The sequence below is a fragment of the Glaciimonas sp. CA11.2 genome, assembly GCF_034314045.1.
Lineage (GTDB): Bacteria > Pseudomonadota > Gammaproteobacteria > Burkholderiales > Burkholderiaceae_D > Glaciimonas.
Map to the genome: position 1 here is coordinate 1,062,696 of NZ_JAVIWL010000001.1, position 13,559 is coordinate 1,076,254.

General features: G+C 48.9%; 8 protein-coding genes. 6 read left to right on the plus strand and 2 right to left on the minus strand.

Annotated elements, in window-relative coordinates; genetic code table 11:
* Positions 1–5 precede the first annotated feature (5 nt).
* The 6 genes from pglX (at position 6) to RGU75_RS04545 (ending at position 11,281) form a co-directional block, all read left to right on the plus strand.
* Positions 6–3,644, plus strand: a complete 3,639-nt coding sequence (gene pglX, locus RGU75_RS04520) for a BREX-1 system adenine-specific DNA-methyltransferase PglX (protein WP_322233395.1) — start codon at positions 6–8, stop codon at positions 3,642–3,644.
* A complete protein-coding gene (locus tag RGU75_RS04525; protein WP_322233397.1) occupies positions 3,637–4,752 on the plus strand; it encodes a PDDEXK nuclease domain-containing protein in 1,116 nt (371 codons plus the stop codon). Before pglX ends, RGU75_RS04525 begins: the two co-directional genes overlap by 8 nt.
* Positions 4,749–7,358 (plus strand): BREX-1 system phosphatase PglZ type A, encoded by a 2,610-nt coding sequence (gene pglZ / locus RGU75_RS04530; protein ID WP_322233399.1) that lies wholly within the window; start codon positions 4,749–4,751, stop codon positions 7,356–7,358. The genes RGU75_RS04525 and pglZ overlap by 4 nt, the downstream gene beginning before the upstream one ends.
* Positions 7,359–7,366: 8 nt before the next feature.
* A complete protein-coding gene (brxL, locus tag RGU75_RS04535; protein ID WP_322233401.1) occupies positions 7,367–9,421 on the plus strand; it encodes a protease Lon-related BREX system protein BrxL in 2,055 nt (684 codons plus the stop codon).
* A 216-nt stretch (positions 9,422–9,637) separates the two neighbouring features.
* On the plus strand, positions 9,638–10,360 hold the full coding sequence (locus RGU75_RS04540; RefSeq protein ID WP_322233403.1) for a hypothetical protein: 723 nt from the start codon (positions 9,638–9,640) through the stop codon (positions 10,358–10,360).
* Between the two features lie 723 nt (positions 10,361–11,083).
* Positions 11,084–11,281: a hypothetical protein gene (locus RGU75_RS04545; protein ID WP_322233405.1), complete on the plus strand. Its 198-nt coding sequence runs from the start codon at positions 11,084–11,086 to the stop codon at positions 11,279–11,281.
* Positions 11,282–11,329: 48 nt separating this feature from the next.
* Here the strand turns inward: RGU75_RS04545 and RGU75_RS04550 are convergent, their stop codons facing one another.
* Positions 11,330–12,286, minus strand: a complete 957-nt coding sequence (locus RGU75_RS04550; RefSeq protein WP_322233407.1) for a reverse transcriptase family protein — start codon at positions 12,284–12,286, stop codon at positions 11,330–11,332.
* A 63-nt stretch (positions 12,287–12,349) separates the two neighbouring features.
* A complete protein-coding gene (locus RGU75_RS04555; protein ID WP_322233409.1) occupies positions 12,350–12,658 on the minus strand; it encodes a helix-turn-helix transcriptional regulator in 309 nt (102 codons plus the stop codon).
* Positions 12,659–13,559 lie beyond the last annotated feature (901 nt).

The window sequence follows — 13,559 nt, forward strand, 5'->3', positions numbered from 1 at the left end:
AGAATATGAACAAGGCCAACCTTAAAGCCTATGCACCTCAAGCCCGTCGAGACTTCATCGCGGCGGTGACTGCGCGCGCCAACTTGCTGGGTGTCTCGGCCAAGGCGACTGCCACATCCGAGCTGCGCGGTGACATCGCGATTATCGAAGGCCGGGAATGGCCCGCAAAAGTGGCCGTCCAGCGGGACAAGTTGATTGCGCGCATCAAGAAAGACGGTTTCGAACAAACCGTTGATAGCGTTGCCTATACCTGGTTTAACCGCTTTGCCGCCTTGCGCTATATGGAACTGCACGACTATCTTGGTCATGGTTGGCGGGTGTTATCCAGCCGAGATGGGGGGGCGCCTGAAATATTGAGCCACGCCTCTGACACAAACCTTTCCGGGTTAGACAACGCGAAAGCGCGTGAATTGCAGCTGGCCGGCAACCAGGACAATGAACTCTACAAGATGCTGCTGGTGGCGCAATGTAACGAACTGTCGCGGTCGATGCCTTTCTTGTTTGAACACATCGACGACGAGACAGAGCTACTGTTGCCCGAGAACCTGCTGCGCACCGACTCCATCGTCGCCAAGCTGGTCGCGGCTGTGCCGGATGAGGACTGGGCGCAGGTTGAAGTTATCGGCTGGCTCTACCAGTTCTACATCAGTGAGAAAAAGGACGAAGTCATTGGCAAGGTGGTCAAGAGTGAGGACATCCCCGCAGCGACACAGCTTTTTACGCCGAACTGGATTGTTCAGTATTTGGTTCAAAATAGTGTCGGGCGATTATGGCTGATGGCGAATCCGGCCTCGACGCTCAAGAGCCAATGGCCTTATTACATTGAGCCGGCTGAACAAACACTTGAAGTTCAAGCTCAACTCAATGATTTGATCCAGACGCGTATGGCCGACGATGGCGGCAGCCTCAACCCCGAGACGATTACGATTCTTGATCCGGCTTGCGGATCGGGTCATATTCTGGTTGAGGCCTATGAGGTGCTCAAAGCCATATATCTCGAACGGGGTTATCGGTTGCGAGACATCCCCCGGCTGATCCTGGAAAAAAACCTGTTCGGCCTCGACATCGACGACCGCGCGGCGCAACTGGCGGGGTTCGCACTGTTGATGAAAGCGCGGGCGGATGACCGGCGCTTGTTTGAGGCGCCGGTGCGGATGAATATGATGGCGTTGCAGGAAAGTCAGGGTGTTGATGCGGCGGTGCTGGCGGAGACGGTGTTTGCTGCGGCCATAGTGATCGCGGGTGGGGATGCAATATCGAACGGGGAACTATTTGGAGGCAATCTGCAGGTTACTCAGCATGCGAGCGGTCTGAAGGTTGATGACTTGCGCGAGTTGATTCAATTTTTTGCGCAGGCTAAAACTTTCGGGTCGTTGCTCATTGTGCCGGATGCGTTGTATGTAAAGCTCGGCAAGCTCGACGAATTACTACAACAGGTAGTAGAAATGGGTAATACGCTGGCGAAGTCTTATGCAAATCAAATTCGTGAACAGTATTTGTTGCCGGCGAGGGTTTTAGCGAAACAATATGACGCGGTGATTGCCAATCCTCCGTATATGGGACGAAGTTACTTAACGTCAATCCTGAAAGATTTTTTGAAAACTAATTACAAGGGTTTTGAAAAAGACCTGTTTTCTGCTTTCATGATCCGAAATTTGAGGTTTTCCAAGGAAGCTGGACAACTTGGGTTTATGTCACCGTTCGTTTGGATGTTCATTGCGACGTATGAAGAACTCCGTCGGAATTTTATCGAAAACTCCACCTTGAACAGCTTAGTGCAACTTGAATACTCGGGCTTTGATGGAGCAACGGTTCCGATTTGTACATTTATATTGAGTAAGTTTCATATTTCTGATTTTAATGGCTCATACATTCGACTTTCCGATTTTCGAGGCGCTGATCTCCAAGGTCCGAAAACTTTGGAAGCCATAAAAAATCCAAAATGTGGTTGGCTCTTTGAAGCAAAGCCTGACGATTTCAATAAAATTCCCGGCAGCCCCATAGCTTTTTGGGCAAACAAGAAAATAAGAGAGATATTTTGTGAATATCCAAAACTAGGCGATGTGGCGGAAACTAAGCAGGGATTGGCAACTACCAATAACGCATTATTTTTACGACTATGGTTTGAAGTCGATTTATCAAAAATTGGTTTCGGAATTTTAAGTTGCAGCGAAGCGTTAGAATCAAATAGAAAATGGTTTCCTGTAAACAAAGGCGGAGGTTATAAAAAATGGTACGGGAATAATCACTACATAATTAATTTTGAAAACGACGGAAAAACTATATGCGACTACATTGACAATACGCCTGGCGTCAACGTGAAATCAAATGGCCGAGTAATAAACAGAGCTTCTTACTTCAAGTCAGGGCTAACGTGGGGGAATTTGTCTTCAGGCGGATTTAGTATGCGATACAGTCCCCCGGGCTTCATTTTCGAAACGAAAGGTGCGATGTGTTTCCCGAAGAATGGACATAACACTTTCGGCTTACTCGCCTTGTTGAACTCAAAATTAATTGACAAGTTTTTAACATACATTTGCCCAACGCTGGATTATCATGAAGGCCCACTTAAACTAATCCCGGTAGCTCCAATGGTTTGTGACTTAGTTGCTGAAAGCGCAAAGCGGGCTGTAGATCTTACGCTGCAGGATTGCTCATTTGATGAGTCAAGTTATGATTTTCTTAAAATTCCATTAGTCGAAAAGTTAGCTGAAGAAAAATCTTTGGGCTTCGCCTGGGAAAATTGGTTTCAGAAATCAACAAATTTCAGATGTGAGTTACGTACAATTGAAGAGAGGAATAATACGATTTTCGTCGAAGCCTACGGCCTTGAAACGGAGGTTTCTGCACATGTTCCCGAAACCCAAATCACCCTAACACGTGCCGACCGTGAAAAAGACTCCCAACGCCTGATCTCCTATGCCATCGGCTGCATGATGGGCCGCTACAGCCTCGATGCCCCTGGACTGATCTACGCGCACGCCGGCAATATCGGCTTCGTCCCCACCCGCTACCCCAGCTTTCCGGCTGACGTCGACGGCATCCTGCCGCTAACCGACGAGCTCTGGTTCGACGACGATGCTGCCAACCGTGTTCGCGAGTTTCTTCTCGCTGTCTGGGGTACTGAAACGCTGGACGAGAACATGGGCTGGCTTGCAGAAAGCCTGGGATCAAAGGTAAATGAAACACCCGCAGAAACCATACGCCGCTATGTCTCTGCAAATTTCTACAAAGGCCATCTTCAAACTTACAAGAAACGCCCGATCTACTGGTTGTTTTCCAGCGGGAAGCAAGGGGCCTTCCAAGCCCTGGTCTATCTTCATCGCTACAACGAAGGCACTCTCTCACGCATGCGTGCTGAATATGTAGTACCACTGACCGCCAAAATCGCAGCACGGATCGAATTGCTCACCAAAGACGCAGAACGATCCAGTTCAGCGGCCGCTCGCTCCAAGCTTCAAAAGTTAATCGAAGTCCTGCGCAAGAAGCAGGCCGAGCTACTGTCCTACGATGAGAAGCTGCGCCACTTCGCCGACATGCGAATCAAACTTGATCTGGATGATGGAGTGAAAGTGAATTACGGTAAATTTGGCGATTTGCTGGCCGAGGTAAAGGCCGTGACAGGGGGCGCTGGAGATGACTAAGCTGCTTGCCGAGGCTGATTTACCTGCTGATTACGCTCATTGGCTCTCCAGTCTCAAGCAGCGCATCCAGTCCGCGCAACAGCGCGCGGTGCTGGCGGTCAACCACGAACTGGTGCTGCTTTATTGGCAGATTGGTCGGGACATTTTAGAGCGGCAGCAGGCACAGGGCTGGGGCGCAAAGGTCATTGATCGACTGGCGAAAGACCTCAGTGCGGCGTTTCCTGAAATGAAAGGTTTTGCTCCCCGCAGCCTCAAATACATGCGGGCGTTTGCTCAAGCTTGGCCTGAGCCTGAATTTGTGCAAGAGGTGCTTGCACAATTGCCGTGGTATCACCAACTCACCTTGCTTGATAAGCTTAAGAGCCGTAAGGAACGAGAGTGGTATGTGGTTCGGGCCATTGAACACGGCTGGTCCCGCAATATATTGGTGATGCAGATCGAAACCAAGCTGCACCAACGCCAAGGTGCTGCACAAACCAATTTTGCCAACCGGCTACCTGCTGTGCAATCCGACTTGGCACGTAACACGCTCAAAGATCCCTATATTTTTGATTTTCTCGGTTTAGGCGAAGAGGCACAAGAGCGCGACATCGAATTGGCCTTAGTCCAGCATGTGACCAAGTTTTTGCTGGAACTGGGTGCGGGCTTTGCTTTTGTCGGCAGGCAGTATCGCTTAACTGTGGGCGATGAAGAGTTTTACATTGATCTGCTGTTTTATCACCTCAAGCTGCGTTGTTATGTGGTGGTGGAGCTCAAGGCCACACCCTTTAAGCCAGAATATGCAGGACAACTCAATTTTTATCTATCTGCCATTGATGCCGATGTGAAAGCCAAGGATGACAACCCAACGATAGGCTTGCTGCTATGCAAGGACCATAACCGCACCGTGGCGGAATACGCTCTGCGTGGCATGGATAAACCGATGGGTATTGCTAATTATCAGCTGGTGCGCGCAATCCCTGAGAATTTGGCAACCAACTTGCCAACCATCGAACAAATTGAAATGGAATTACAGTGGTCTGGCGATGATGATAATTCTGTGCCGCAAGATGCTGACGGTGCTTCTGATGATGTGGACAAAACAGACCATCCAGGAGATGCCACATGAGCACTAGCCGTATCGCCGAGTCGCTGAATACGCTATTTACCCAACAACCGATCGTATTTTGGAACGACGCGGACGCAGAATTCGCGTCCCAAGTGGATCAGCTGGATCTGCCAGATGTCCAACTGATCCGTCTCGACCAAACACCGGCTCTTCAAGCCAAGCTGATGATTGAGCGGGAAACGGGCGATAAACGATGGCTGATCTATGCGCCCAATGAAGAGCCGGAAGCTGCCCAAGATTGGCTGCTCGACGTGCGTCTGCGTGGCAAGCCTTTCCGGGCCGACTCAACCTCGATTCTGCTCGAAGAGCTAGGGCTGGCCAGCCACGCGCTGCGAGATCATTTGAAGCTGCGCGGCAAGTTCCTGCGCGCGAAGGACCGCATCGAGCGGCTCAAGCGTTGGGTTGAGCCGCATGACAGCGCCGATGATATCGACCGCAAGATGATGGCCGTGGTGACGCGGGCAGAGAATGCCGAAGCGGCTTCCATTTTCTTGAAAGTATTCTCCGCTTTGGTGTCTGAAGGGTCTGGGGACTTGGGTGCGTTACCCAAGCCGCTCGCAGAGATCGGCATCAACGAGCTTGAGGAAGCGTTTTGGATCTTGGCAGAACGCAAGTTTGGCTATTGCGACGCGACGCCTTCGTTGCGCGGGCTCTTGTTTGCCATCTTCGCGAGCGATTTCTCCCAAGGTATCGGTGTCGTACCCGCTCAATTGAGCCATTTCCTGATTTCGAATCGAGCCAAGGCTGCGAGTGCCTCCGTCTTCGTCAGCCGCTGGCGTTCCGACATGGCCAATTACGGCAGCTACGACGCGCTGTCGAACCAAGTCTCGGACGAGTTGCGCATCATGGACATCCTCGGACCGATGAATGCGGATCGTTTGGCCGACGCGATGACCTTCGAGGCCATCGAAAAGCGGATTATTGCCGACTTGAAAGGGCGAATCATCGTCGGACATGGTGCGAACATGGATTCGGTTCGGACGCTGATCGCGCGCCGGCGCGATGGACATTGGGCCAACATGCTGCTGGCAGGGGCTAACGATTCCACCCGTGCATTATCGGCCAGCTACGACGCTTTGGAAGCGGCCGCCGGATTTTTCGAATTGCAGGCCAAGTACGCTAAAGGATTTAGTTTCGCCAACGCCAAGGAGGCCTTTACAGCTTACGCGTCTGAGATTCATCGCTTCGATCAGCTTTACCGCTGGTTCATGAAAGCGGCCGAGTCAGTGGAGCCGATGGGCTGGTCGCTGCTGCATGAGCTACGCGACCGGATGGAGGATGCTTATTCGGGCTGGTTCTTGAGTCAGCTCACTTCGGCCTGGGGTTCTGTCATCGAGGGCACATTCGGCTTGCTCGCCAAGTGGCGACTGGACGGCGTGGTGAACCAGCAAGACTTTTATACCCGCTATGTCGCTCCAGCCTTCAACGGAGGCGCCAAGCGTGTTTTCGTGGTGATTTCGGACGCCTTCCGTTATGAGGCCGCAGCGGAATTGGTTGGCGAACTCAATACGCGCAGCCGGATGAAAGCCAGCGTCGAGACCATGTTGGGCGTACTGCCAAGCTACACCTCCTTAGGCATGGCTAGCCTTCTTCCTCACGAACGACTTGCCTACAAAACTAATACGAACCTGGATGTTTTGGTGGATGGCCAGTCATCATCGACTGTGGAGCAAAGATCGTCGATCCTGGCTGCGCATGGCGGCGTGGCCATCAAGCGAGAGGAGCTGATGGAGAAAGGCCGGGAAAACGGTCGCGAGTTCGTGAAGCCCCACAAGCTCGTCTACGTCTACCACGATCTGATTGACATGATCGGCGACAAGCAAGGATCGGAAACCCAAACTTTCGACGCGACAGCGAGAGCGATCAAGGAGTTGTCCGACCTGGTCGGATTTATCGTCAACAACCTGAATGGCTCGACGGTGTTCATCACCGCAGATCATGGCTTCCTCTATCAGGAATCGGCGATGGATGAATCGAACCGGTCGGCGCTCGATGAAAAACCGGATGGTGCCATCAAGTCGAAAAAGCGTTACATCATTGGACGGAATCTGGGTAGTTCCTCCAAGGCGTGGTCGGGCAACACCGCTGACACTGCCGGAACCGATGTAGGCGAAGGCAGCATGGATTTTTTGGTGCCGAAAGGCACAGGCCGATTCCATTTTGCAGGGGGTGCGCGCTTCGTGCATGGCAGTGCGATGCCGCAAGAGATAGTCATCCCGGTCATCGCAGTGAAGGAAAGCGAGTCAGAGATGGCCAAGACGAAGACGGTAGAAGTGAGTCTGCTTGGATCTAGCAATAAAGTGGTCACAAACAAACAGCGTTTTGAGTTCATCCAAACCGAGGCAGTATCTGAACGGGTTCTGCCGGTTACGCTGTTGGTTTCGATTAGAGATGGAGAGAAGCTGGTAAGTGACGAGCAAGCCGTGACTTTCGACAGCACCTCGCAAATGCTTGATGACCGTAAGCGTTCAGTCATGCTGACTATCGGCGCGGGTAGTTACGACCGAGCTCAAGATTATTTTTTGGTGGCGCGCGATGCCAAAACCAAGGCGGAAGCCTGGCGTGCGGCGCTTAAGATCGATTTAGCATTCAGTAATGATTTTTAAGGGCCGCTATGGTTGATATAGAAAATATCCCGGAAGGTGCTCTCGACTCAGGACTTGATAAACTGCTGAACGAGCGGTTTGCGGGTCGAGTTGTTCGCAAGGACTTGACCAAACTCATCAAAGAAGGCGCCAATGTTCCGGTCTATGTGCTTGAATACTTGCTTGGCATGTATTGCGCATCCGATGATGACGAGACAATTAAGGCTGGGCTTGAAACAGTCAAGAATATTCTAGCTGAGAATTATGTACGACCCGACGAAGCGGAGAAGGTCAAGAGCAAGATACGAGAGCGCGGATCCTTTAAGGTGATCGATAAAGTTACTGTCAAACTCAATGAAAATCGTGATGCATATGAAGCTTTGCTGTCCAACCTTGGGATCAAGAACGCCGAGGTGCCTGACTCCTACGTAAAACAGTTTGAAAAGCTGTTGGTGGGTGGTATTTGGTGCATCGTAACTATCCAATACCGTTTCGAAGAGAACCAGAGGACATCGCCGTTCATGGTCTCAGACCTGAAGCCGATTCAGATGCCTAACATGGATATGGAGGAACTTTTCTCGGCCCGGAAAGGGTTTTCCGACGAGCAATGGATCGACGCGCTGCTGAGATCGACCGGCATGGAGCCGACTTGCTTCAAAGAACGGGTTAAATGGCATCTTCTGGCCCGCATGATTCCCTTGGTTGAAAACAATTACAATCTGTGCGAACTTGGCCCCCGTGGTACAGGGAAGAGCCACATTTACAAAGAAATCAGTCCCAACTCGATTTTGGTCTCTGGTGGGCAGACAACCGTCGCCAACCTGTTCTATAACATGGCCGCTCGTAAGGTCGGACTGGTAGGTGTGTGGGATGTGGTAGCGTTCGATGAGGTCGCTGGGATAAATTTTAAAGACCACGACGGCGTCCAGATTATGAAGGATTACATGGCTTCTGGTTCGTTCAGCCGTGGTCGAGAATCCATCAGTGCCAGCGCTGCTATGGTCTTCGTTGGGAACTTACCGCAGGGCCAAACTGTAGAAGCGCTTGTGAAGACCAGCCATCTGTTCAGTCCGTTTCCGGAGGTTATGATCGATTCGGCGTTCTTCGATCGCTTTCATGCCTACGTGCCTGGGTGGGAAATTCCGAAGATGCGTCCGGAGTTCTTTACCAATCAATATGGTCTTATCGTGGACTATCTTGCCGAGTGGGTTCGCGAAATGCGTAAACGTAGCTTCGCCGACGCGATCGATAAATGGTTTAAGCTCGGCAACAACCTCAATCAACGCGATACCATTGCCGTGCGCAAAACGGTATCGGGCCTATTGAAGTTGATCAGTCCGGATGGCAGCTATACCAAAGATACCGTTCGCAAGTGCCTCGAATATGCGCTAGAGACAAGGCGCCGGGTAAAGGAGCAGCTGAAGAAAATCGGCGGCATGGAATTCTATGACGTTCATTTTTCATACATCGACCTTGATGACCAACAGGAAAGATTCATTAGTGTGCCAGAACAGGGCGGGGGCGGACTCATTCCAGATGGGCGTCTTAATCCAGGTGTCCTTCACACGGTAGCCATGGGAACCAATGGCATGCCAGGTATTTATCGCATGGAGATCCAAGCGATTGCCGGTGGAGGCAAACTGTCCGTATCTGGATCATTGGCGCGCGAACCGGTGCGTGTCGCATTCGATTATTTCAAAGCCAACGCCTCCCGAGTTAGTGCATCGATTCACCCTACGGAGAAGGACTTTCATCTTCATCTCGTTGAGCTCCAAAATTCTGGAATACCAGAGTACATCACCCTGGCCAGCTTGATCGCATTGTGCTCGTCAGCTCTTGGTAAACCCATTCAAAGTCAGATGGTCATCATGGGCGATATGTCACTCGGTGGGACGATCACGCAGACCCGTAATTTAGCCGACAGCCTTCAAGTGGCGTTTGACGCCGGCGCAAAGCGGATCCTTTTACCGATGTCGAGCGTAACGGACATTCCATCTGTTCCTGGTGAACTTTTCGCAAAATTCCAAACCAGCTTTTACTCTGATCCGGTCGATGCAGTATTCAAGGCATTGGGGGTCGAGTGAGCGTGAAAAAATCTGGGGAGACTTTCTCCGTCGACAATACTATTCTGCACGTGCGGGTAAGCATCCGGCAAAAGCAGGCTTTGATCTCAATGATTTCAAACGTTTTTTTCTGCACACGTTCAAAAGCTTGGACGGAAATCTACATTGTCGGCGATTACATCGCGACCTGACGCCATCGACTGTTGGCGTCACTCTTCAATAGAACGGAAAATCACAATGTCGTTACCTGGATATGACGAAACACTCACACGATTTTGTTTAGGTAAATTGAAGGCCGGAGTCGACCTCCAACTCACTAAAAGTGGTGATATAGCGTTAACAAGGGACGGAGATTTACAAGCGGGAAATACTCAAATCAATGCGCTGTTTAGGCTTGTAGAGAGATGGCGTCAGAGCGAATCTACTGTAAGCGATCTATTCGCACCAATGCTTCGCGCATCACAGCAACTTGAGGAATTGTCAAAAACAAGGGCATTGGATAAAGGGCCATCGCTAAGCATGAATCCTAAGGATTATCATGATGTAACAGAATCCATTCTTGAGTACCAGTCCGTATCTTCAGTTCTGGCTGGTTCAATTCTTCTTGTTTTAAACAACCTTTTACAGCGACTCAAGAAGGACTTGAATGCCTCAGACGACGAATGGAAATTGGCAGGTACAAAAATCAACAATAATTCTATTGGCGTAATTTTCACTGCTGCAGCTGCAAATTTTAGACATCATGATGAATGGGCATGTGCCAAAAGACCAAACACTCAGCAACTCCAATCTATGGAAGTACTTTGCAAGGGCCTTAATTTGCCGGTGCTGACTCATGGATTTCCTACGATTCGCACAAATGTATGCGGACAGATCCTAATGAGCCTTAGCCATGGATCGGTGGACCACCTCCACCAGATAACGTTTGAGTACGCAAAAGCTCTCAGCAAGTACCAGTAGTTGTCTGATAGCAGCAGCGCATCGCAGCTGGTTGCCCCAACCAACTGCTAAATATCTTGTCGAAGTTATGACATACCCAGCCCTTTCCATTTTTGATGCTGGCGTGAGCTGGCCAGCATCATGTGCCATCGCGACAAGGATCCAAGAAACCAGTTGGATAAAGCACCACCTTCACTTCATCAGCTCGCACATTTTTAGCACCGGCTTTGTAACCCAAATTTATATGACTCTCCCCGTAACAAGGTAACGAGTAAGATCCGAAGTTTCCTCTTGACGAAATGAGAACCATGCAAGGTGGACCACCTTGCCGACGCTCGTCTATCCTGCATTAGCTAGTATCGCCTTCATTTTTTTCGTCATGACGAAAAAACGCATCAACTTCTACGGAAAACAAAACTTCAGCAAGGAAGTTTTTATCTACGCATCGTTTCAATATTAACGATGCCCTATGAATAATTTATATCGGAAGTTATGCAAGGTATCGGCACGTAAGCTATTCTGGCCGTAGGAAAAATGGATCACCATGCCGAGGAAATCATACATTTTCAAAGACGTTGTAACGGCCAATAACGTGCCGATAACGTGCCGATATATGGGTCAGGCACTTATGCGTATCGGCGTTATCACAGTTAAGAGATAATCTTCACAGCGATAGATAAATAACATATGAAAAATCTGGGAACCGATAGTCAAGAACAGCGGTAGCCCCGCCGATCGCCACGATTGCTGCCACCCCGCCCTTCATCTACCGCCATGTCGCCCGAAGACGCCATTGTCAACGAACAGGCGCGAGAGCGGAAGGACGCGCTGGTTCGCGGCGTCACGTCAATACAGGCAATGCGCGAGGGGATCAAGCGCGCGGGTCGCGCCCCTCCCCATCTATACTTGTCGCCGCAATCGCCGTTGGACGAGTCCATCTAACGCGGGATTTCGTCTAGCGAGGAGAAATGTTTCGAATTCCCAGCGACATCAATAGTGAGGAACCAGAACAATATCGTCGATCGTTTTAGCAATTAACTGCTTTTTTCGTGCCTTTGCAGTTTTCAAAACTGACTTCGCCACTCTATCGTCGGTTATCATTTTCCAATCATCTTTATACTTGATCAGAACGTTCTGCCGCTTTACCTTATAACAGGGGTCGATATATTCGGCTTCAGACAACCGACCAATCAAGCCCGCCAAAAGTTTAGCTTTCAGCCTCACATCAGTAGTCAAGTTTAAAGTTTCTTCAAACGAGCGAATTAACTTGGCTCGAGCATGCGGGAGCTTAATTTTTCCATTATCGACTATCAATCCGGTAATCGTTGCAGGAGTACCTTGGTATGACTGGTATTTATGGGAAGAAAAACCATTCTTTGCAATTTCACTGGCTATGGCTAACATAAGCGCAGGACGAGCCTCGTGACCAGATACGGTTATGTCGTCAACATACAGCGTAAATACGCAAGAAAACCGGCTACATAACTGGTCGATGGAATCAAACATATTTCTACAAGCCAAGAACGAAAGAATAGGACTGATACAGCTTCCGGTGGGCAGATGTACCCCGTGCTCATGGGTCTCGACCGTACATATTTTAGCTAGAATAGTTGCAATATCAATCGAGCATTCAAGTTCGAGTAAAAAGAAATTGTAAACATGCGCAAATTTTACTGAACAATAAAATTTAACGATGTCGACTTTAAAAACGTTTTGCCCGCCCAAATGCGCCTCCGCATTTGTTTTGTATGATCTTTTTTTAATTGCAGAGTGTAAAAATTGCGGGGTCTCAATTCTACTCAGCAGTTTCAAAAGTTGACGCTGCAACGAAAGAAGCCTCCCAAAAGGCTCTTGAATATCCCGATCGCTAGATTCATCGACATATTTTTTATATTCCAAATGAATTTTTGAGGTATTTAAAAATAAATCCGAAACAGCAACCTTCAACAAACTGGCAAGTTTTTTTTTGTTTGAAAGTTGAAATAGGGGGAACTTACCAGCTTATATTTCTTAGGCTTCGTTAATATTTTTTTCGTCCACATCGGAAATCCATTCTAGGATTTTTAACATTTTTTTTGAAATAAATGCGCGAGCTTTACTCTTACTTTGAGTACCATCCAAGGTTTCAGAAAATACTACGAGCGACGAAAGTGGGACATTAAATTCTGCTGCATACTTGTGCAGAAGCTCAAGAGTTGGCTCTTTCTTTCCAGCTTCCAATTCGGATAAATAAGAATTAGAAATAGAAAGATTTTTTGCCAACTGAATCTGCGACATGTGGTGGTACTGTCTAACCACCTTCAATGCATTATTGATCATAATAATTTCCTCAAAAATGGAAGGGTGTAAAGTTAAAAGATGTCATGAACGTAAGAAATTGCTTCCTTTGCCCACATTGCAACCGCTGCAATAGCGTCCGGCAAATGAACGATAGCCCAACGAAAAACAACTGGACGTTTCAAAACGAATGCCAAACACGTCTTAATGATCTTTACAGACCTAGACTGTTGCTTACAACGTGGCGAAACCTCAAATTTAATCTTGGCCCCACCCTTTTCACTGCACTTTGACACCTCTGTAGCACTTTTACGCATGTTATTTCCTTTAAAAGACATTAACTGGGATAGTTAATGCTCCTCGCGCTCTTAAAGGACAGAGATAGGTGTCAACCCCTTCATTCCACAATTTGACTGATCGACGTCCTCGTCGATCAGGTATGCACATCGGACTGTCAAAGACGGAGACCGTGGCAAGGTTTGCTCGCATCGCTGCGGAGCACGAGCAGAGCTCAATCACTACTTCGAGGCTTTCTCTGATTTCATACTACAGGTACGAGTATATCCACGAACGAAGCGATTTACAAGAATTAATTTCGCTGTCAGCGAATTTAATTCTCTCTTTGGATGACAACGCCGTTGCACCCGCGGGCCAGGATAGGCAGATCAGAATTGTTTTCGGAAAGAAATTTGTACAGCGAATGTCAGATTAAATTTGAGGTATTACCAATAACAACAATTACTATTTGGAAGCGATTTTGTTAAAACGGTTATGGGTACGTTTCAGTATGAAATTGAATGAGGAAAGTATTTATTTGTTGAAATCAATACCTACCATTAATTGGCAGTAAATAAATAATGATCGAGGTCATTCAATGGTCGACGTAGGCGTGTCACAAAGCCGAAGGTGCTGCACCTTGACCACGCTCGTCTATCCTGCATTA

Coding starts and splice junctions, on each gene's coding strand:
- RGU75_RS04525 (WP_322233397.1), top strand. CDS start 3,637: ATGACTAAGCTGCTTGCCGAGGCTGATTTACCTGCTGATTACGCTCAT.
- brxL (WP_322233401.1), top strand. CDS start 7,367: ATGGTTGATATAGAAAATATCCCGGAAGGTGCTCTCGACTCAGGACTT.
- RGU75_RS04555 (WP_322233409.1), bottom strand. CDS start 12,658: ATGATCAATAATGCATTGAAGGTGGTTAGACAGTACCACCACATGTCG.
- pglX (WP_322233395.1), top strand. CDS start 6: ATGAACAAGGCCAACCTTAAAGCCTATGCACCTCAAGCCCGTCGAGAC.
- pglZ (WP_322233399.1), top strand. CDS start 4,749: ATGAGCACTAGCCGTATCGCCGAGTCGCTGAATACGCTATTTACCCAA.
- RGU75_RS04540 (WP_322233403.1), top strand. CDS start 9,638: ATGTCGTTACCTGGATATGACGAAACACTCACACGATTTTGTTTAGGT.